At 72.4% G+C, this 19625-nt stretch carries 16 protein-coding genes; 8 read left to right on the top strand and 8 right to left on the bottom strand.

The genetic code is table 11. From position 1 onward, the window contains the following. Window positions 1–65 precede the first annotated feature (65 nt). Window positions 66–1226 (top strand): glycosyltransferase, encoded by a 1161-nt coding sequence (locus RV983_RS30095; protein WP_475990505.1) that lies wholly within the window; start codon window positions 66–68, stop codon window positions 1224–1226. Here the strand turns inward: RV983_RS30095 and RV983_RS30090 are convergent. Next, complete coding sequence (locus RV983_RS30090; protein WP_475988846.1) at window positions 1199–2314, bottom strand: glycosyltransferase; 1116 nt, start codon at window positions 2312–2314, stop codon at window positions 1199–1201. The genes RV983_RS30095 and RV983_RS30090 overlap by 28 nt on opposite strands. 349 nt (window positions 2315–2663) lie before the next feature. Here RV983_RS30090 and RV983_RS30085 point away from each other — a divergent pair, with 349 nt between their 5' ends. The 4 genes from RV983_RS30085 (at window position 2664) to RV983_RS30070 (ending at window position 7391) form a co-directional block, all read left to right on the top strand. After that, complete coding sequence (locus RV983_RS30085; protein WP_475988845.1) at window positions 2664–3203, top strand: DUF6643 family protein; 540 nt, start codon at window positions 2664–2666, stop codon at window positions 3201–3203. Window positions 3204–3266: 63 nt separating this feature from the next. Beyond that, on the top strand, window positions 3267–4103 hold the full coding sequence (locus tag RV983_RS30080) for an MOSC domain-containing protein (protein ID WP_475988844.1): 837 nt from the start codon (window positions 3267–3269) through the stop codon (window positions 4101–4103). A gap of 138 nt (window positions 4104–4241) precedes the next feature. Next, complete coding sequence (locus RV983_RS30075) at window positions 4242–4847, top strand: Rv1733c family protein (RefSeq protein ID WP_475988843.1); 606 nt, start codon at window positions 4242–4244, stop codon at window positions 4845–4847. Window positions 4848–4958: 111 nt separating this feature from the next. Then, a complete protein-coding gene (locus RV983_RS30070) occupies window positions 4959–7391 on the top strand; it encodes a right-handed parallel beta-helix repeat-containing protein (RefSeq protein WP_475988842.1) in 2433 nt (810 codons plus the stop codon). Here the strand turns inward: RV983_RS30070 and RV983_RS30065 are convergent. Further along, window positions 7361–9667, bottom strand: a complete 2307-nt coding sequence (locus tag RV983_RS30065) for a hypothetical protein (protein WP_475988841.1) — start codon at window positions 9665–9667, stop codon at window positions 7361–7363. The two genes, RV983_RS30070 and RV983_RS30065, sit on opposite strands and share 31 nt — an antisense overlap. Window positions 9668–9950: 283 nt before the next feature. Between RV983_RS30065 and RV983_RS30060 the strand changes: the two genes are divergently transcribed. Beyond that, the gene (locus RV983_RS30060) at window positions 9951–10823 is read left to right on the top strand and encodes a DeoR/GlpR family DNA-binding transcription regulator (RefSeq protein WP_475988840.1); all 873 of its coding nucleotides are present in this window, start codon (window positions 9951–9953) and stop codon (window positions 10821–10823) included. An 8-nt stretch (window positions 10824–10831) separates the two neighbouring features. On the opposite strand, the gene RV983_RS30055 is transcribed toward RV983_RS30060, so the two are convergent. The 3 genes from RV983_RS30055 to RV983_RS30045 all read right to left on the bottom strand — a co-directional run bounded on the left by RV983_RS30055 (window position 10832) and on the right by RV983_RS30045 (window position 14724). After that, on the bottom strand, window positions 10832–12028 hold the full coding sequence (locus RV983_RS30055) for a hypothetical protein (RefSeq protein WP_475988839.1): 1197 nt from the start codon (window positions 12026–12028) through the stop codon (window positions 10832–10834). A 96-nt stretch (window positions 12029–12124) separates the two neighbouring features. Then, on the bottom strand, window positions 12125–13507 hold the full coding sequence (locus RV983_RS30050; protein WP_475988838.1) for a hypothetical protein: 1383 nt from the start codon (window positions 13505–13507) through the stop codon (window positions 12125–12127). A 92-nt stretch (window positions 13508–13599) separates the two neighbouring features. Next, window positions 13600–14724, bottom strand: a complete 1125-nt coding sequence (locus RV983_RS30045) for a PLP-dependent cysteine synthase family protein (protein WP_475990504.1) — start codon at window positions 14722–14724, stop codon at window positions 13600–13602. A gap of 138 nt (window positions 14725–14862) precedes the next feature. Here RV983_RS30045 and RV983_RS30040 point away from each other — a divergent pair, with 138 nt between their 5' ends. Next, entirely contained in the window at window positions 14863–15174 is a 312-nt protein-coding gene (locus RV983_RS30040; RefSeq protein ID WP_475988837.1) for a hypothetical protein, read from the top strand. A 192-nt stretch (window positions 15175–15366) separates the two neighbouring features. Further along, the gene (locus RV983_RS30035; RefSeq protein WP_475988836.1) at window positions 15367–15918 is read left to right on the top strand and encodes an ATP-binding protein; all 552 of its coding nucleotides are present in this window, start codon (window positions 15367–15369) and stop codon (window positions 15916–15918) included. Between the two features lie 67 nt (window positions 15919–15985). Here the strand turns inward: RV983_RS30035 and RV983_RS30030 are convergent, their stop codons facing one another. The 3 genes from RV983_RS30030 to RV983_RS30020 are packed head-to-tail and all read right to left on the bottom strand — an operon-like array spanning window position 15986 to window position 19625. Continuing rightward, window positions 15986–18553 carry an ABC transporter permease gene (locus RV983_RS30030; RefSeq protein ID WP_475988835.1) on the bottom strand — a complete coding sequence of 856 codons (2568 nt, stop codon included), beginning with the start codon at window positions 18551–18553 and terminating at the stop codon, window positions 15986–15988. After that, on the bottom strand, window positions 18550–19320 hold the full coding sequence (locus RV983_RS30025) for an ABC transporter ATP-binding protein (protein ID WP_475988834.1): 771 nt from the start codon (window positions 19318–19320) through the stop codon (window positions 18550–18552). Before RV983_RS30025 ends, RV983_RS30030 begins: the two co-directional genes overlap by 4 nt. After that, the gene (locus tag RV983_RS30020; RefSeq protein ID WP_475988833.1) at window positions 19317–19625 is read right to left on the bottom strand and encodes an SHOCT domain-containing protein; all 309 of its coding nucleotides are present in this window, start codon (window positions 19623–19625) and stop codon (window positions 19317–19319) included. The genes RV983_RS30025 and RV983_RS30020 overlap by 4 nt, the downstream gene beginning before the upstream one ends.

Raw genomic sequence — 19625 nt, 5'->3', positions numbered from 1 at the left:
TGCCGCGCGGGTGGGGGCCCTGGCGGCAGACTGCCGGGGTGACGTGGCTGACGTGGGCGACCGTGATGTCGTTGCTGGCATGGCTCTGGCTGCTGCTGGCGCAGGGGATGTTCTGGCGAACCGACGTACGGCTGCCTCCGCTCCCCCCGAGCGACGCCGACGGGCCCGGGGCGTGGCCCGACGTGACCGTCGTCGTACCGGCGCGGGACGAGGCCGGGGTGCTGCCGCTCAGCCTGCCCAGCGTGCTGGCGCAGCGGTATCCGGGCCGCGCCGAGGTGGTGCTCGTGGACGACGGCAGCACGGACGGCACCGGTGAACTGGCGAAGCACCTGGCGGAGAAGACGGGCGGACTGCCGCTGCGGGTGGTCTCGCCCGGGCCGCCGCCTCCCGGGTGGACGGGCAAGCTGTGGGCGGTCCGGCACGGCATCGAGGTGGCCGGGCAGCCGGCCGTGGCGCCGGAGTTCCTGCTGCTCACGGACGCCGACATCGCCCATGCCCCGGATTCGCTGCGCCACTTGACGACCGCGGCACGGACCCACGGGCTCGACATGGTCTCGCAGATGGCGCGACTGCGGGTGGCCACGCCGTGGGAGCGGCTGATCGTGCCCGCCTTCGTCTACTTCTTCGCGCAGTTGTACCCGTTCCGCAGGGTCAACCGCGATCGCTCCCGGACCGCGGCGGCGGCGGGCGGCTGCGTGCTGATCCGCCGGACGGCCGTCGAGCGGGCCGGCGTCCCGGAGTCGATCCGGCACGCGGTGATCGACGACGTGGCGCTGGCCAGGGCGGTGAAAGGCGGTGGCGGCCGGATCTGGCTCGGGCTGGCCGACGAGGTGGACAGCGTCCGCCCCTACCCCGGGCTGTCCGAGCTGTGGCGGATGGTCTCGCGGAGCGCGTACGCCCAACTGCGGCACAGCACGGCCTTGCTCGCGGGCACGGTGCTGGGACTGCTGCTGATCTACGTCCTGCCCCCGGTCGCCGCCGTCGGCGGGGCACTGGCGGGAGCGTGGTGGCTGTGTGCCGCGGGGGCGGCGGCATGGGCGGTGATGTGCGGCACCTATGTGCCGATGCTGCGCTATTACCGGCAGCCGCTGTGGCTCGTGCCGCTGCTGCCGTTCACTGCGGTGCTCTATCTGCTGATGACGGTCGACTCCGCCGTGCAGCACTACCGCGGCCGCGGGGCGGCCTGGAAAGGCCGCACCTATGCGCGGCCGGACGCCTCGGCGTAGGCGACGGCAAGGCGGGCGCCGACCGCGGCGGTGCCGAACCGGCGCAAGGTGCGGTCCGCGAGGGCGGCGGGCTGGTGCCGGGGCAGCGCCGCGGCGGCTTCCACCAAGGCGTGGGCAAAGGCCGCGGGGTCCCCGGGGGGCGCGAGGAATCCCCCGTCGTGGCCGACGAGTTCGGGCAGGGCGCCGGTCCTTGTGCCCACCACCAGCGTGCCGCAGCCCAGGGCGTCCAGGGCCCGCAGGCAGAAGCTCTCGGCATCGCCGGCGACCGCGTAGAGATCGGCGTGGGCGACCGCGTGCAGCGCCTCGGCACGCCCGCGTGTCCGCCGCACGGTGACCGCGGAGGCCGCGCCGCATCGGCGCAGGAGACCGCGCATATCGGTGGGGACCTCGGCGTTCCCTTCCGCGATGATGTCCAGCCGTAGCCGCGGGTCCTTAAGCCGGGCGGCGGCGAAGGCGTGGACGAGCGTCTCCCATCCCTCGTGCGGCCCGAAGCTCCCCGCGGCGGCTACGCGCACCGGGTCCTGGCTGATCCGGGCGCGGGCCGGGACGCGGGGCAGGGTGTCGGGGCCGACGGGGTGCGGCACGACACGGTGGCGCCCCGGCATCCGCTGTTCGCCCAGCCGCAGGAGGAGGGCGTCGCTGACCGCGAGCACCGAGGCGGCCTCGCGGTAGGCGCGGGCCCGGCCGCGGCGCATCCGCGAGGGGTTGTCGAACCAGCGGACGTCGTCCTCGCTGAGGACGTAGGGCAGCCCCACGGCGCGCGCGACCCACGGCAAGAGGTCGTCGGCTCCGGGGACATGACCGTGGAGGACGTCGACGCGGCCGCACTCCGCCGCCTCGTACCGCAGTACGCTCCCGATCCGCCCGACGGTGACACGCCGCGCGGCGAAGCCACCGAGGGGAAGAGCGACTTGGTAGTGGTGGGGCCGTTCCGGATCGCGGCCGGCGAAAGGGAGCCCTGGCAGGGTGGGCAGGGTCAGCTCCCGGACCGCGACCACGTCCACGACCTCGGCGACGGTGGCCGCGGCCTTGCGCCACTCCTCCGGCCTGACGGGACGTGCCTGCCCGAAGAACATGGCGACGCGCATGGCCCACTGTGGCACACCGGGCGTGGGGTCCGAGGGAGTTCGCCGGAGTCACCCCAAGGGCTTGACAGCTCCCTCGTGCGGGTGACCTGTTGGACCGAATGAGTGGCCGTTCGGTCACACAGGGCAACGGGCGGAAAGGCTTCCGGAAATGCCGCGGAGGCCCGCCCGCACCGCCCCACGGACAACCGGCAACACCCCAGGCCCGGGGCTTTGACGCGATCGAAACGGAGACCGTGGCCCGTTTTTCTCCCTTTCGCTCACAATCGGCTTCACCCGTCACTCGCTGCACATGAAATGACCCGCTAATCGGTCTCCCCAACCAGCACATCGTGGGCTTAACTTATGGGCTATGACCTCCCCCCGCGGTTCTTACGGCGGTGGCTACTACACGTCGCCGTTCTTTCCCGACACGCCCATCTACGACAGCCTTGTCGCGGAGCGGGGCACCCCCCAGATCGCGCCGATCCGCGTTCCGTCCGCGTACGACGTCGGCAGCAGCGTCGGCAGCAATCTCCCGGCCCTGCCCGCGGCGCCCCTGGCACTGCCCGCCGGACCGTCCTCGTACAACCAGGCCCCGAGCGCGCCGCCCCAGAGCACGTACTCGGGCTACCAGGCGCCCGGCGGCTACCAGCAGCAGCCTCCGCTGCAGCAGGCGCCTGCCCCCTACATCCCGCAGCAGGCCAGCGCTCCGCGGCCCGCGGCGTTCAACGGCGGCTACCAGCAGCAGCAGCCGGCCCCGCAGCAGTACCAGGGCCCGGCCGGCTACGAGCAGGCCCGCCCCGTGGCGCCCCGCCCCGTGCCCCCGCGCCAGATGGCGCCGGGCGGCTACGACGAGCAGCAGCCCTACCAGCAGCGACGCAATCTCGGCCAGGGCTACTACCCGGGCTGAGCATGACGCCGGACGGCCGGTTTCCCCCCGACGGGTGACCGCGCCGGCTGGCACGATGGCGGCATGACGACGCCGACGCCGCCACCACGCCTCAGCGCACTGCACGTCTACCCGGTCAAAGCGACCGCGGGCGTGCGGCTGTCCGAGGCGATGGTGGAGCCGTGGGGGCTCGCCGGGGACCGCCGGTGGATGCTCGTGGACGCTGCGGGGAAGTTCATCACGCAGCGGGAGCAGCCCCGGCTGGCGCTGGCACGCGCGGCGTCGCTGCCGCACGGCGGGTTGCTGCTGCACGCCCCGGGGCAGGACCCGTTGATCGTGGACGTGCCCGGTCCGGGGGCGACCGCGCCGGTGACGATCTGGCGCGACAAGGTGGAGGCCGTGACCGCGGGGGTCGCGGCAGCCGCCTGGTTCGGCGCGTACCTGGGCATGGAGGTCACCCTTGTCCACCTCGACGACCCGGCCCGCCGGCGCCCGGTCGACCCGGACTTCGGCCACCCCGGGGAAACGGTGAGTTTCGCGGACGGGTTTCCGCTGCTGCTGACCACCGAGGCGTCACTGGACGCCCTCAACATGCTGATCGCCGCGGGCGATCACGCGGATGAGGGGCCGGTCCCGATGAACCGATTCCGCCCCAACGCCGTCCTTGCGGGTACGGCGGCATGGGCGGAGGACACATGGCGGCGTATCCGAATCGGGGAAGTCGAATTCCGCGTCGCGAAACCATGCGGGCGCTGTGTGGTCACGACAACCGACCAGGGGACCGCCGAGCGCGGCAAAGAGCCCCTGCGGTCGCTCGCCCGGCACCGCCGGATCGGCGGCGGCCTGGTCTTCGGACAGAATGTCGTGCCCTTCGGGACCGGAACACTGCGGGTCGGCGACGCGTTGTCCATTATGGAGTGATGCGCGTCACGTGGCCGCGGCGCGGTCCGGGCATCCCAGTGGACCGGCCGAGGGTGAGATGGCTCTCTCCGGCCCGGTCGGTGCCGCGCATGTCCCGTGCCGTGTGCGGTACTTGTACGGTGAAGGGGGTGCGGTGCAATGGCCGGGAGCGTGCTGGCATGGCGTTGGCGGCGTAATGCGCTGCGCCGCCGGTCCGATCTCTTCGAGGCCTGGGCGGCGCTCACCACCGCGTGCGTGATCGGCTTGGGCGCGCCTGCCGCGGGCTGGGCCGCGGGCGCAGCCGTCGGGAGCTCCTTGAGGAACACCGTGCGCGCCGAGCACGCGCAGCGCACCCAGCTTCCCGCGGTGGTGCTCACGGTCGGCCCCCGCGCGGTGTCCGACAGCGACCCGGAGTCCGGCCAGGTGCGCGAGGAGCGCCGCCCGGCTGTCGTCCGCTGGACAGCCGCCGACGGCCGCGCCCACACCGCGCACGTGCTGATCTCGGCCGACCGGGGCAAGGGCGACCGCATCGCCCTGTGGACCGACCGGGCCGGGCAGGCACCCGCTCCCGCCCCGCTGGACGCCGGGACCGCGGACACCCACGCGACGCTCGCCGGGATCGGCACCTTCATCGCCGCGTGCGTCCTGGGGCTCATGGGGCGCCAGGTACTCATGTGGCACCTGATGCGCCGGCGTCTCGCGGAGTGGGAACGGGAGTGGGCCGCCGCGGGGCAGAGCTGGGGCCGGGCCGGCGCCGGCGGCTGACGTATCCGGCAGGTGATCGATCCCCGTCTCGGTGCTGGCGGGCACCCGGCGCACGCTACCGTGGAGGCCCCCAGGTCGGCGCAGCGCAAGAGGACGGGGCACAGCATCTCCATGGCACAAGGCGTGGTTCAGGTGACGCATACCAGCAGCTCACGGTGGCGCCGCCGCACGGGAGAGTACGAAAGCCTGGCTGCCGCCCTGGAAGCGGCCGCCGACGGTGACGTGCTGTCGATCAACCCCGGCACCTACCGGGAAAACCTCGTCGTGGAGAAGGCCATAACGCTGCGCGGAGCCGAGGGTGCCGGGTCGGTGCGCATCGCCCCGCCCTCGGGTGTCGCGCTCACCGTGTGCGCGTCGGCGACCGTCCAGGACCTGTCCGTCGAGGGCCAGGACATCTCAGCGGCCGCCCTGCTGATCGAGGGTTCCGCCACTCCCGAACTCTCCGGACTGCGCGTCAGCACCCGCTCCGCGGTGGGCATAGAGGTGCGCGGCGGCGCGCGCCCCACGGTGCGCCGCTGCACGGTGGACAACCCCGCCGGACTCGGCATCAGCATCCTGGAGGCCTCGGGCGGTCTCTTCGAGGACTGCGAGGTCGTCGCGGCCGGCCAGAGCGGAGTCTCCGTGCGCGGTGGGGCGTCACCCCGGCTGGAGCGCTGCAGGATCCGCAACACCTCCGGCGCCGGGCTGGCCCTCACCGGTGAGGGGACCACTGCTGAGGCGATCGGCTGCGAGATTTACGAGGTCAAGGGCACGGGCGTGCAGGTGGCCTCCCGCGCGGCCGGGCACCTCACCGACTGCCAGGTGCACCGCACCACGGGCGACGGCATCACCCTGGACACCGACGCCGTACTGACCCTCTCCGACTGCGACATCCACGACATCCCCGAGAACGCGATCGACCTGCGCTCGCGCTCGGTGCTCACACTCACCCGCACCACGGTGCGCCGCTTCGGCCGCAACGGCCTGTCCGTCTGGGACCCCGGCACCCGCGCCGACGCCAACCAGTGCGAGATCCACGACAGTCAGGGCGACTACCCGGCGGTCTGGGTCAGTGACGGCGCCGCGGCCGTCCTCGAGTCCTGCCGCGTCCACGACGTGCCCGACGCCCTGTTCGTCCTGGACCGGGGCTCGCGCGCCGATGTCGTCGACAGCGACATCACCCAGGTCCGCAACACGGCCGTCTCGGTCAGCGACGGCGCCCTCGTGCAGCTCGACGACTGCCGCATCCGCGAGGCCTCCACCGGCGCCTGGTTCCGCGACCACGGCAGCGGCGGCACACTCTCCGGCTGCACCATCGACGACACCGCCACGGGCGTCATCGTCACCAAGGGCGCCGACCCCTCCATCGACCGGTGTGTCGTTACCAACCCCGGCGAGGCCGGCTTCTACGTCTCTGCCGGCGGACGCGGCACCTTCACCGCGTGTCGCGTCACGGGCAGCCGCGGCTACGGCTTCCACATCATCGACGGTTGCCGCTCGTCGCTCACCCGCTGCCGCACCGAGCGCTGCGCGCGCGGCGGTTACGAGTTCGCCGAGCCCGGCCCGGTCACCGAGGACTGCACGGGCGACCAGAGCGGCGAGTTCGGGAGCGCCGGAGAGACCCCCTCCGGTGGCTCTCCCTCGGCTGAACGGCAGCCCGCGACGCAGTCCTTCGGGCTGCTCGGCGGTGTGCCGGTACAGCCCACGTTCACCGCCCCCGCGTCCTCGGCACCCACGCCACCGGCTCCCGACAGCCGGCCCTCGGAGGAGGTGCTGGGCGAACTCGACGCCCTGGTAGGCCTGGACAGCGTCAAGCGCGAGGTGCGCTCGCTCATCGACCTGATCGCCGTGGGCCGTCGCCGCCAGAAGGCCGGGCTCAAGGCGCCCTCGCCGCGCCGCCACCTGGTCTTCACCGGCTCCCCCGGCACCGGCAAGACCACCGTCGCCCGCCTCTACGGGGAGATCCTGGCCGCGCTCGGCGTCCTGGAACGCGGCCACCTGGTCGAGGTCGCCCGTGTCGACCTGGTCGGCGAGCACATCGGCTCCACCGCGATCCGCACGCAGGAGGCCTTCGACCGGGCGCGCGGCGGTGTGCTGTTCATCGACGAGGCCTACGCGCTGGCCCCCGAGGACTCCGGGCGTGACTTCGGGCGCGAGGCGATCGACACCCTGGTCAAGCTGATGGAGGACCACCGGGATGCCGTGGTGGTGATCGTGGCCGGTTACACGGCGGAGATGGAGCACTTCCTGTCCGCCAACCCCGGTGTCGCCTCCCGCTTCTCCCGCACCATCACCTTCGACGACTACACACCCGTCGAACTCCTGCGCATCGTCCGGTCGCAGGCCGACGAACACGAGTACCAGCTCGCCGACGACGCCGCCGAGGCGCTGTACAAGTACTTCACGGCCATCCCCAAGGGCCCGGCGTTCGGCAACGGACGCACCGCCCGGCAGACCTTCGAGGCCATGGTGGAGCGCCACGCGGGGCGTCTCGCCCAGGTGAGCGAGCCGAGCCACGAGGAGCTTCAGCTCCTCTATCCGGAGGATCTGCCGCCGCTGCCCTGAGCCTGCGCGGGCACCACCTCCTTCTGATGCTCCGACACCCACGCGAGCAGGGCGCCGCGCTCGGCGGCGAAGGCGGGGTCGGCCTGGTAGTCGAAGTGCGTCAGCAGCGGTGCGGGCAGCGGATGTTGCTCCGTGCGCCCGTACGCCGCCGGGTCCGCCAGCGGCCCGCGGTCGACCGGCGGCCCGGGTTCGTCGATGTGGACCGGGCCCCCGATCGGGTCGGTACTGCGCCACAGGTTCCGCCACGCCTGGAGTTCCCGGTGGAGGGCCGCCAGCGCTTCGGGGCCGAAGTACGCGGGGAACCACCGACCGTACAGCCGGGACAGGGGCGAGCCGTAGGTCAGCAGGGCTATCCGTCCCCTGGTCGCCGGATCGAGCTGCCACACCGCTGCCGCGGCCAGCACGCTGCCCTGGGAGTGCCCGGAGAGGATGATCGGGCCGCGGTGCGCCTCGGTCCAGGTCGTCATGCGCCACGTGAGATCGGGGACGGCCCGCTCGGCGTAGCAGGGCGGTGAGAAGGGGTGCGCCGCACGTGGCCAGAAGGTGCCGACGTCCCACAGGATGCCGATCGTCCGGCGCGCCCCCGCGTCACGGTAGGCCCTGCGCCCCAGCGCGATGAGGGCGACCACGCCCGCGCCCACCAGCCAGGAGCCCAGGGCTTGGGCTGTCTGCGCGGCCGTACGCACCACGTCGGGAGCTCCGAGGCTCGCCTCGCCCGGCACCGTGTCGCTCAGCCACGCCCCGGCGAGGGCGCCCGCGCCGAGCAGGAAGGACACCACTCCGGTGACCCCGATGAAGACCGAGGCCTGATCGGTGAGTTCGGCCCGGGCCCTGGCCATGGCGATCTGCCGGGTGCGCGCCGGCTCGTGCTCCTCGTCCGGGTAGTCGGCCTCGACACGCGGCATCAGTTCCCGCCCACGGTGCAACAGACGCCGTGCCCGCAGCACGACGACCGCGGCCAGTACCAGGAGCAGCGCCGGGATGACGGCCGCCTGCCAGGACAGCAGCACCGGCGGCCCGGCCACCGTGCCGCCCGCGGCACCGGGCATTCCGTCCCGGTCGAGCCAGTCCGCCACGCGCTGGGCGATGCCGCCGCTGAGCACGCCGCCGAGGGCGCAGGCCAGAAGCGCCACCACGGGGCCAGCGAGCCCGCTCAGTTCTCCTGGCCCGCCCCCGGCCCGGTGCATCCGGTGGGAGACGGTGCCGAGAACGGCCAGCAGCAGCATCTGGAGCAGCGCGAGCCAGGCGAAAGCGTCCCCGACGGGAAGTCTGCCCGTGGAGATCCAGCCCGGGCGGTGCCAGCAGGCGTACAGGGCCGCGGTCAGGAGTGCCGCAGCCGTGCCGCCCAGCATCGCGCGGGCCAGTCGGGGGTCCAGCGCCTCGTCCGGCGCGTGCTCGCTGCGTCCCATCCCACAGGTCACCGCGACCACGGCGACCGTCAGCCCGGCCAGGCTCCCGGTGAGCAGCCACCCCAGGGAGGCCGCCACCGGGCCGCCCTGCGGCGCCATGTCGTACTGGAGCGGCGGCACCACGAGCGCGACCGCCACCGTGAGCAGTCCCGCCGCGGTGTGTGCGGCCCGCAGCCGGGCCACCAGCCGCCGCCCGTACCAGAAACCGCGCCGGGACAGCGGGGTGACGTCTGCGGTCGCCGGCAGGGCCTGGGCCGTCGGCGGGAGCGGCAGCGGGCGCTGGGACTCGTACGCGTACCAGGTGTGCCGGGAGAGCCACCAGAGCAGCAGTGTGAGGCCGACCGGCAGCGCGGCGCCCGCGGCGATGCGACGCCCCGGCTCACCGCCCGCGAGGAAGCTCAGCCAGCTCTTCCCTCGCACGCAGGCCGCGTTGCCCGCACACTGCCAGGCGACCAGATCCATCGCGACCTCGCAGGCGGCGGCCACGAGCAGCACGGTGAGCGAGAGGGCGAGCAGCCGCACCAGCACGTCGTAGGCCCGGTCCAGCCGGCCGCGGTCGACCGGCGGGCGCATCCAGTGCGCGAGATTGGCCACCATGAAGGGGAGCAGCAGCAGCCACAGAGCGCGACTGCCGTCCCCTGAGGTCAGATTGCACCACGAGTACGCGTCGGGCACCGGGGCGTCGGCGTAGTCGCCCGGGCGGCTCTCGGCGTCGGCGTCGTCGGCGCGGCGGTAAATCCCGGCGGTGTCGTCACCGCAGACCCGTGTGATCCGTGGGTCGTTGAGCATCGTCTGCGGGGTCGTACCCCCGACCCCGTGCACCAGCAGTTCGAGCGAGAACTCGGCTTTTACCGCATCCGACCGCATGGCGATCGCCTCCCCGTACTTTCACGTACTTTCCCGTACTTTCCCCGTCATGCGTGTACGGCAACGCGCGTACTCAGAATCGGGCACGCGTACGCGAATTGGACAGGGGTATGCCCCGATCCCACCCGATCGAGTTACGCGCGTTTGGTGTGTGACCCGTCACGCCGAGCGACCCGCCGCTACTTGCCGGTACGCGGGCGTGGAAGGATGGCGAGCCCGCCGGTGCCTGGACAGGACAGGTACAGGACGGCGCGGGACCTCGGAGGATGGGACGGGACCTCGGGTGAGCGACAACCAGAACCTGCTCGCGGAACAGCGGCGCGCGCTGATCCTGGACGAGGTCCGGCGGCGCGGTGGGGTCCGGGTCAATGAACTGACCCGGAAGCTCAATGTCTCCGACATGACCGTCCGCCGCGACCTCGACGCCCTCGCCCGCCAGGGCGTGGTGGAGAAGGTGCACGGAGGCGCCGTCCCCGTCGCGCCCGCCAGCAGCCATGAGCCGGGCTTCGAGGTCAAGGCCGGGCTGGAGCTCGGGGCCAAGGAAGCCATCGCGCGCGCGGCGGCGCGGCTGGTCGTGCCCGGCAGCGCGATCGCGCTCTCCGGCGGTACGACCACGTACGCACTGGCCCATCATCTGCTCGACGTGCCCGACCTCACCGTCGTCACCAACTCGGTGCGGGTCGCCGATGTGTTCCACTCCGCCGCCCGCGGCAACGGGACGGCCGGCGGCGCGGGCCGCGAGGGCGCCGCGACGGTCGTGCTCACCGGAGGCGTGCGCACGCCCTCCGACTCACTGGTCGGCCCGGTCGCCGACCAGGCGATCGGCTCGCTCCACTTCGACCTGCTCTTCCTCGGGGTGCACGGCCTCTCCGTCGAGGCCGGCCTGTCGACGCCCAACCTCGCCGAGGCCGAGACCAACCGCCGCTTCGTGCGCTCCGCGCGTCGCGTGGTCGTGATCGCCGACCACACCAAGTGGGGCACGGTGGGCCTGAGCTCGTTCGCCGCCCTGGAGGACGTGGACACCCTCGTCACCGACGCGGGCATCCCCGAGGTGCTGCGCGCCGAGATCTCCGAGCATCTGTCGCATCTGATCGTCGCCGGGGACCCGGAGGGTTCCGACCGTCCGGCGACAGACGGTCAGACAGCAGAAGGCTGACGGGTCCCTCAGGTCCGTGAGCTCCTGAGGCAGCCCTCGCCCGCCCCCGACCCTGACGCGATGTCCCTGCTGCGGTCGTACGGGTCGACGGCCGTGCCGGTCCCCCGCGCGCCGGCGGTGGCATCCGAAGAAAAATGCGGGTGCAGGAAGCCGTCGTCCACGAAGCAGGCCGAATTGGACAGCTCCTGGTTGTACCCGATGATGTACAACTTCCCCTTCGTGACCCGGTACCGCGCGGGATCCGGGACCTCGAAGTCGATCACGCGCCGCACGATGGTCCGGGCCACCTCGCGCGAACCGCCGTCCGCTTTCGTCAACGGGTAGACGAACGTGTAGTCGGCGTGGACCGCCAGCGCCCGGTTCTCGCCCTCCTCGAAGGTCATGCGGCCGCGGGTCCGCACGGCGTTCGCCACGATCCGCACCTCCGAGGGGTCGAAGCGGGAAGCGAGCCAGCGCGGGTCGTGCTTCTTGTCCGGATTCTTGAAGGCCCGGGCGTACAGCGAGTGGATGTCGGTCTGCCGCGGGTCCACGAGTGCGAGGGCGGCCCCAGGACGTGCTCCGCGCAGTGTGGCCGGGTCGATGTTGGCGCTGACCAGAAACGCCTTCGCCTGCTGCAGAGACGCCGCGACCTGCTCGCTCGTCATCCAGCCGACCGCCTTGGCCGCAGGAGGCACGATGCCCGCCGCGCCCTGCGCATAGCGCTCGGCAGGAGATCCCGCGAACGGCGCGTCGACCGTCGGCATGCCCAGGGACGGGCGTTCGGACGGCGGAGCCGTGGGTCGTGCGGTCTCCAACGGCAACGGTCCCTGTCCGGAGGAATCCGCACGGTCGCCACGGAGCCATGACAGCGCGGCGCCCGGATTGAGCAGGACGAGCAGCGCGGCCACCGAGAGCAGGACGCCGAGTATGCCGAGTCCCCTGCGCCGCCTGGGCCTGCGCACCTGCTCCGCGAACGGATCGGGACCGGCCCGCCACGCTTCGGGCTTCGCCTGTCGTGCGGCGGCCTTCGAGGCGCGGCTGCGGCGCTTGGCCTGTGCGACCAGGGCGTCCTGCTGCCGCAGGCGCTCCGTGACCATCCGGGCGCGGGCGGACGGCTCCTTGGGCGCGGAGGCCCGGATGGAGGCCTCCGTGTCGCCGACGAACCGGTCCCACACGTCATCGGGAACGGAAGGAACTTCGTCAGGTTGCGGAGGCGTGGCGGTCACTGGTGCTCTTCCATGAAAAGAATTCGAAACGGTCAGCACTTTGTACCGACGAACACGCGTTCCCCACAAGCGACGGTGGCGATGTTCGCCTGCGCTTTACCTGTACTCCGCCAGCCGCGGACGGACGCCCACCAGCACGAGCACCGCGGCGAGTCCCAGTGCTCCCACCGGGATCGCGGGCCAGCCGTCCAACTCCGAACGGGCCTCGGACGCCCGGGCGACGAAGTCGGCCTGCTGCACCTGCGCGAGCCGCTCGAGGGTCGTGGCGAAGTCCCAGAAGTCGAAGCCCACCGTGTTCCCACCGACGTTGGTCAGGACTTCCACGGCACGAGGGAGGTCTTTTCTGCCCATCAAGTTCCGCAGTTCCCCGTCGTCGGCCCGGAAGTGGCCGTACCGGGTGGCGACGTCGGCGTAGGCGGGCCGTTCCGCGGCGGAGGCGTACGTGCCCGGTGCCAGCAGACCGTCCAGGCTCCTCATGAGGGAGTCCAGTTCGGCGCGCCGCACGGGATCGGCGTCGTTGACCACCCAGCGGCTCTGCGCTGCGGCGGACTCGGCCGCGACAGCGCGCGCCTCGGCCAGCCGGGACCACGGGCGGAGACCTTCGGACACACCTGCCTCCAGCTCGCCGGAGGCCGACGTGAAGGACACCACCCCGGCGACGGTGGCGGCCAGGGCCGCGGCGGTGGCGACCAGGAGTGCCGGGTTGAGCAGGCGACGGTGGCGGCGGGCCAAGTCCTGCTGCCACCACAGCAGGACGAGCACGGTGAGCAGGCCCAGCCCGCCGACGGTGAGCGCGGAGCGCAACGCCGTGTCCTTGGCCGCGCGCGTGGCATCGGCGGCACGCTCGCCGTAGGCCTTCGCCAGCGTGGACGCCTCGGGCAGCAGCTGACTGTGCATGATCTCACCGGCCTCCGCCGAGAAGTCCAGGGCGTCCGGTGGCGGGTAGCCCGCCTGGCGATCGGGCTTCCTCTCGTCCAGGTAGGCGGCACGACCGCTGGCGTCGTCGTAGCGACCGAGCGCGTCCAGGAGGTCGCGCACCTGGTCGGCGTGCGCGTCGTCGCCGCCGAGCTGCCGCAACAGGTCGCTGATCTCGGCGCGGCGCTCATGGGCGGTGATGAGGGCCACCAGTCGGTTGCCGACCACAGCGTTCCTGTCGGTGGGGTCGTAGCCGGGCACCAACTGGTTGGCCCGCTGCGCGTCCAGGTCGGCCAGCGAGAAGCGCAGTTCGGCAGCGGCGGCCGCGCGCTGGGCCGAGGAGTCCCGCAACTGCTCCGCGTCGGACCGCACGGCGAGGGCGCCGACCACCGTGGCCACGCAGAGCGCGACGAGGGCGGCCAGCGTCACGCTGGCCTGCACCACGAGGCGCACCGGCGGCGGCATGCGACGCCGCCCGTTGCGGATGGCCGGAACGGGAGCCGCCGGCTCGGGAACGGAAGGCGTGGCGACGACCGCCGGAGGTGCCGCCTGAGAGATCGTCATACTCGAAAACTAGGAGCGCACGAGGAAGGGAATACGGAACTCCGGCGGCGTCCAGGTGACCACGACGTCACAGAACGGAACGGACGCAGGCCTCAGCCCCGCCAGACGCCCGTGGCGAGGAACGCTTCCATAGTGGCGGAGTAGGGCGCGATGTCGAGTCCCTGTTCGGCCAACCACGCGTCGGAATAGTACTTGTCCAGATAGCGGTCGCCCGGGTCGCAGATGAGGGTGACGACGCTTCCTGTGCGCCCCGAGGCGACCATCTCGGAAACGATCTTGAAGGCGCTCCAGAGTCCGGTACCGGTGGAGCCCCCCGCCTTGCGCCCGATCGCCGCCTCCAGGGTGCGCACCGCCGCGACCGACGCGGCGTCGGGCACCTTCATCATCCGGTCGATGGCACCTGGCACGAAACTGGGCTCCACCCTGGGACGGCCGATGCCCTCGATGCGCGAACCGCGTTCACAGGCAACGGAGTCGTCACCGCTCACCCAGCCGTCGAAGAAGACCGAGTCCTCGGGGTCGGCGACGCACACAAGGGTGTCCAACTGCATGTAGTGGACGTACCGCGCGATGGTCGCGGAGGTGCCCCCGGTGCCGGCCGTGGCCACGATCCAGGCCGGGCAGGGGTTCCGTTCCAGCCGCAGCTGCTGGTAGATCGACTCCGCGATGTTGTTGTTGCCGCGCCAGTCCGTGGCTCGTTCGGCGTAGGTGAACTGGTCCATGTAGTGGCCACCGGTCTCCCGCGCCAAGCGGGCGGACACCTCGTACACCGTGCGCGGATCGTCGACCAGGTGGCACTGCCCGCCGTGGAACTCGATGAGCCGCTGCTTCTCCCAACTCGTGGTGCGCGGGATGACCGCGATGAACGGCACACCGATCAGCCCCGCGAAGTATGCCTCGGACACGGCGGTCGAGCCGCTGGACGCCTCGATGACCGGCTTGCCCGGCCGGATCCAGCCGTTGCACAAACCGTAGAGGAACAGCGAACGGGCGAGCCGGTGCTTGAGGCTGCCGGTCGGGTGGGTCGACTCGTCCTTGAGGTACAGGTCGATGCCCCATGCCTCGGGCAGCGGGAAACGCAGCAGGTGCGTGTCGGCGGAGCGGTTGGCGTCGGCCTGCACCTTGCGCACGGCGTCTTTCAGCCACGCCCGGTACGCGGGATCGGTGCGATCCACATCGAGCGTGGACGCCACCGGCATGCCCGCTCCCGTGCCCATACCCGCCCCGTCGTCGCCCGTCTCCATGGTGCTCACCCGCTCGCCTTCCCTCGGTCCCCGTCTGCTGATCATAGGCAGCCCCTGGTGCGCGGCAGCCCGGGCCGGGCAGACTGCGATCGGACCGAGGAGGGGATCACCGTGGCCGAGGCGGAGTTCACCGCGACAGGAGTGCGCATCGGGCGGCGGCTGCGCTCGCTGACCCGCGGCGGGCAGGTCCTGATCCGCGACGGCCGGCTGGTGCTGCTCACCAGCCGCGGCCGGGAGATCGACAGTGCCCCGGTAGAGGACGTGCGAGCTCTGACCACGCGCTTCGCCGTGAAGCGCCGCACCCTGGCCAGACTCAACGGGACGGGGTACCTGCTCACTCTGCGCCAGCAGGGCACCACTTCGGCCGGCCGCTTCATGGAAGCACTGCACACGGCCAGGCAAAAGGTGACCAATCGGCGCTGAACGGGAACGGAATGGGACTCTCCGCGTACACGGAGTTGCGGACCGCATCCATCGGGGTGACCCTGTAGGGGCATCACGGAGTCACTGCAGCAGTCACTCACAGCAATCCCGCAAAGGTCTTCCCATTCCATGCGGGGCGGGGCACGGCCCCGGTCAAAGGGGCCGCGCTCTCCCGCGGAGGGAGTCGCAGCCGTGATCAGCACCGAAGGAAACCACCGGCAGTGTGCTCTGGAGCTGGATGCACTGCCATCCCGAATCCAGCAGGTCCGCCGTATCGTGGCCGCTCAGCTGCGGTACTGGCGATTGCATCCCCTGATAGACCCCACTCTGGTGGGCATCACCGAACTGCTCGCGAACGTCCACCGGCACGCCCGGCCGGACAAGCGCTGTTCCGTCGAGTTGAGCTTTGCGTCGGGGTGGCTCACCGTCGCCGTCTCGGACAATGATCCGCGCCTGCCGCGGGTCCGTGACTTCGAGCCGCTGGCCACCTGTGGCCGCGGCCTGGCGATGGTCGTCTCGATGAGTGACAGTTGGGGGACCGAGTCGCTGCCCGGCGGCGGCAAGGTTGTGTGGTTCACACTGCGCGCGGAGGCCACGGTCCCGGCACGGCAGCTCGCCGAGCCGTCGGCAGTGGCCGCGCGCAAGCTCTCGCCGCGTGCGGAGACGGCCCTGCCGGAGCCGTCCGAGCGCTGGACCCCCGAGGCCGAGCGCGAGGCCGCGGACGCCGTGCCGCTGCTGGTTTGACCCACACGGCCGCCGCACCCCGGGTGGGGCACGGCGGCCGTGGACCACGAGGCTGTCGCCCGCGGAATCACTCCGCGGCGATGGCCCGGAGCACGTCCAGGCGGGCGGCCCGGCGGGCCGGACGCCAGCCGGCCAGAACGCCGGCCACCAGCCCGACCAGCAGGACGACGGCGAGCTGCACCGGGGGCACCGCATAGGCCCCGGTGCCGGCGCTGTCGGAGGCCCGCACCAGGGCCCAGCCGAGGAAGGCGCCGAGGCCCAGTCCGCCCGCGGTGCCGAAGGCGGCGACCAGCACGCTCTCCCAGCGCACCATGGCGCGCAGTTGTGCCCGCGTCTGGCCAACCGCCCGCAACAGCCCGAGCTCACGCGTACGTTCGTGGACCGCGAGGGTGAGCGTATTGGCGATGCCGAGCAGGGCGATCAGCACGGCCAGCGCCAGCAGGGCGTAGACCAGGGTGAGCATGATGTCGACCCCTGAAGCTGCGGAGTCGGCATACTCGGCGCGGGTCTGCACCCGCGGGCTGCCGTAGCGGCCGGCGACCTCCGCGACCGCGGCCTTGCCCTCGTCCGTGGTGACGCCGTCCTTGAAGGCGACCGCGACGAGGTCGTCAGAATCCTGCGCCCTGTGGGGCGCCCAGGCGGCGCGCGTGATGACGTAGTCGCCGGTGAGTCCCGCCTCCTCGTAGACCGCCCGCACGGTGAACGTCTGCCGGTCGCCGTCGGCGAAGGCGAGCACTGTGGTGCTGCCCCGCACCCAGCCGCGGCTGTCGGCCTCGTGGCGGGAGACGGCGATGCCGTCGCGTCCCAGGGTGCGGAGCGAGCCGTCCACGGCGCCGAGGTCGAGGACGCGGGAGAGCACGCCCGGGTCGGTGACGGTCAGCTGCCGTCCACCGCCGTCGACTTCGGCGACACCCTTGCCGAGCCCGACCGCGGCCGCCACTTCGGGGAGCGCGGCCACCGCCGGGGCGAGTCCGGGGCTCAGCCCGTTGGCCCCCGCCCCGAAGCCGGACGCCGTCACCGCGACATCGCCCGCGAAGGTGCGGGAGACGGTCTGGTCCATGGTCGCCTTGAGCGAGGCGCCGAACACCGTGAAGAGCGACACCACGGCGACGCCGATCATCAGCGCGGTCGCGGTGGCCGCCGTGCGCTTCGGGCTGCGCAGGGCGTTGCGTCGTGCCAGGGCGCCGGTCACGCCCCGCAACCGGGCGACCGGCGCTCCCAGAACCCGTGCGGCGCAGGAGGACGCGACCGGGCCGAGCACCACGAACGCGATGACGACAGAGGCCGCTCCCACGGCTGTGAGCCACACGTTCGGCACTCCCGTCGCCCCTGCCGCCGTCAGGGCGACACCGGAGGCGCCGAGGAATGCGCCCAGCACGGCCCGGCCCCGCGACGCGCCCGAGTGGTCCACGGTGGTCTCCCGCAGTGCTGCGAGCGGGGCGGTACGGCCCGCGCGAACGGCCGGCACCAGCGCCGAACCGGTGCAGACGACCAGCCCCACGGCGAACGGCACGGCCAGCGCGGCGGCGCGCACGACCAGCCCTCCATCGGGGAACGGGAAACCGACCGCGGGGAACAGCCTCTGCAGTCCGGCGGCGATGCCGATCCCACCGAGCAGCCCGGCAAGGGATGAGGCACCGGCGACGGCGACGGCTTCCGTGAGCGTCGCGCCGACCACTTGGCGGCGGGAGGCCCCGAGCGCCCGCAGGAGCGCGTTCTCACGGGTGCGCTGGGCCACGACGATCGCGAAAGTGTTGTGGATGCTGAAGGTCGCCACCAGCAGCGCGATGCCGGCGAACACCGTGAGCAGCGTGGTGAACAGCGACAGGAAGCGGCCGGAGACCTGGTCGAGGTTCTCGTCGGTCGCCTGCTGTCCCGTGATCGCCTCCACGCCGGCGGGCAGCATGCGCGTCACCCGCTCGGCGAGTTGCTGCTGACCGACCCCGGGCCCGGCACGCACCTTGATGGCGGACGCCTCGCCCGGCCTGGGCATCAGATGTCTCTCGGCATCGGCGCGGGCGAGACCGGTGAAGGTGGTCTGCCCCATGCCGTCCTCACCGCCGAACGTCACCAGGCCCACGATCCTCACCCGCAGGGGGTCCGGTGTACGCAGCACCGTGGTGTCGCCGACGTGCAGACCGCCCGTCCTGGCGGCTCCACGGTTGACCACCGCCTCCCCGGCCGCTCTGGGGGCGCGGCCCTCGGCCAGGGCGTACGGGTTGAGTCCCGGGTCGTCGATCCAGTTCCCGGCCAGGGTCGGCGGCCCCTGTCCCCCGATCGGCTCCCCGTCGCTGCCGACGAGCTGACCCGCGCCCTCGATGTCGGGAGCGGCGGCGGCCACACCGGGAACACCGCGCAACCGGTCGGCGAGCGCCATGTCGACGGGCTCCCGTGTACCCAGGCCCTGCCCCGGGACGGTCACGACGTCCGCGCTGCGCACGACCACCGCCGTGCCGGTGTTGGCATGTGCGAACAGGGTGTCGAAGCTCGCCCTCAAGGTGTCGCCCATGACCATGGTGCCCGCGAGGAAGGCGACCCCCAGGAACACCGCCGCGAAGGTGCCGGCGAAGCGCCGCCTGTGGGCCCGCAGGGACGACAGGCTCAGGCGCACCGACACGCGTGCGGTACCGCTCACGACGCCGCCCCCTGGACCAGGGGCCGGCGGGAGACCACGTCTCTGGTGCCGTCGAAGGCCTTCATCCGGTCCAGGACCTTCTGCGCGGTGGGGTCGGGCATCCGGTCCACCAGCCGTCCGTCCGCGAGGAAGACCACCTCGTCGGCGTGGCCTGCGGCGACCGGGTCATGGGTGACCATGACGACCGTGCGGCCCATCTCGTGGACGGCGCGGCCCAGCAGCCCCAGCACCTCCTCCCCTGAGCGCGAGTCGAGGTTCCCGGTCGGCTCGTCGGCGAAGACGGCATCGGGGCGGCCGGCGAGTGCCCTGGCCACGGCGACCCGCTGCTGCTGGCCGCCGGAGAGCTCGGCCGGGCGGTGACGCAGGCGGTCACCCAGGCCCACGACGTCGATCAGCGCGTCCACCCAGGGGCGGTCGGGCCGCGCACCGGCCAAGTCCAGGGGGAGAGTGATGTTCTCCGTGACGTCGAGCGTCGGCACGAGGTTGAACGCTTGGAAGACAAATCCGATCCGTTCGCGGCGCAGCAGTGTCAACTGACGGTCGCCCAAGGTCCCGAGTTCCGTGTCACCGATGAAGGCGCTGCCGGAGCTGAGGCTGTCGAGCCCTGCCGCGCAATGCATGAGCGTGGATTTTCCGGAGCCGGACGGTCCCATGATCGCGGTGAAGCGCCCGGCGGGGAAGTCGACGGTGACGCCGTCGAGGGCGCGGACGCACGCGTCGCCCGTTCCGTACGTCTTGACCGCGTCGACGACGCGGGCGGCGGTCATCGGTCGCCCTTGGTGTTGCGGCCGAACTGCTCGTCCAGGACGGACAGGCGGCGCCAGTACTCGTCCTCGTCGATCTCCCCGGCGGCGAAGCGGCGGCCCAGGATCGCGATGGGCGAGTGCTCGGTGAGCGCGGCACGGGTGTGCCACGGGCCGCCCCCACGGCCGGACGCACGCCAGAGGGTCCTGCGCAGCAGGATGACGCCCGCGATGACGGCCGCCCAGATCAGCGGAAAGAACAGGATCCAGGGGCCGGGACCGCCGCCGTCCCAGTGGTCGGCGAGCGGGATCAGTGCGGTGGTGTCCAT

The organism is Streptomyces sp. RLA123 (genome assembly GCF_056270165.1).
The sequence above is the reverse complement of the archived record's forward strand: the minus strand, read 5'-3'. Positions and strand labels throughout refer to the sequence as shown.

Bases quoted from the DNA above. Each gene is read 5' to 3' on its own strand.
- RV983_RS30095 (WP_475990505.1), top strand. From the start codon at position 66: ATGTCGTTGCTGGCATGGCTCTGGCTGCTGCTGGCGCAGGGGATGTTC.
- RV983_RS30090 (WP_475988846.1), bottom strand. From the start codon at position 2,314: ATGCGCGTCGCCATGTTCTTCGGGCAGGCACGTCCCGTCAGGCCGGAG.
- RV983_RS30085 (WP_475988845.1), top strand. From the start codon at position 2,664: ATGACCTCCCCCCGCGGTTCTTACGGCGGTGGCTACTACACGTCGCCG.
- RV983_RS30080 (WP_475988844.1), top strand. From the start codon at position 3,267: ATGACGACGCCGACGCCGCCACCACGCCTCAGCGCACTGCACGTCTAC.
- RV983_RS30075 (WP_475988843.1), top strand. From the start codon at position 4,242: ATGGCCGGGAGCGTGCTGGCATGGCGTTGGCGGCGTAATGCGCTGCGC.
- RV983_RS30070 (WP_475988842.1), top strand. From the start codon at position 4,959: ATGGCACAAGGCGTGGTTCAGGTGACGCATACCAGCAGCTCACGGTGG.
- RV983_RS30065 (WP_475988841.1), bottom strand. From the start codon at position 9,667: ATGCGGTCGGATGCGGTAAAAGCCGAGTTCTCGCTCGAACTGCTGGTG.
- RV983_RS30050 (WP_475988838.1), bottom strand. From the start codon at position 13,507: ATGACGATCTCTCAGGCGGCACCTCCGGCGGTCGTCGCCACGCCTTCC.
- RV983_RS30045 (WP_475990504.1), bottom strand. From the start codon at position 14,724: ATGGGCACGGGAGCGGGCATGCCGGTGGCGTCCACGCTCGATGTGGAT.
- RV983_RS30025 (WP_475988834.1), bottom strand. From the start codon at position 19,320: ATGACCGCCGCCCGCGTCGTCGACGCGGTCAAGACGTACGGAACGGGC.
- RV983_RS30020 (WP_475988833.1), bottom strand. From the start codon at position 19,625: ATGGACACCACCGCACTGATCCCGCTCGCCGACCACTGGGACGGCGGC.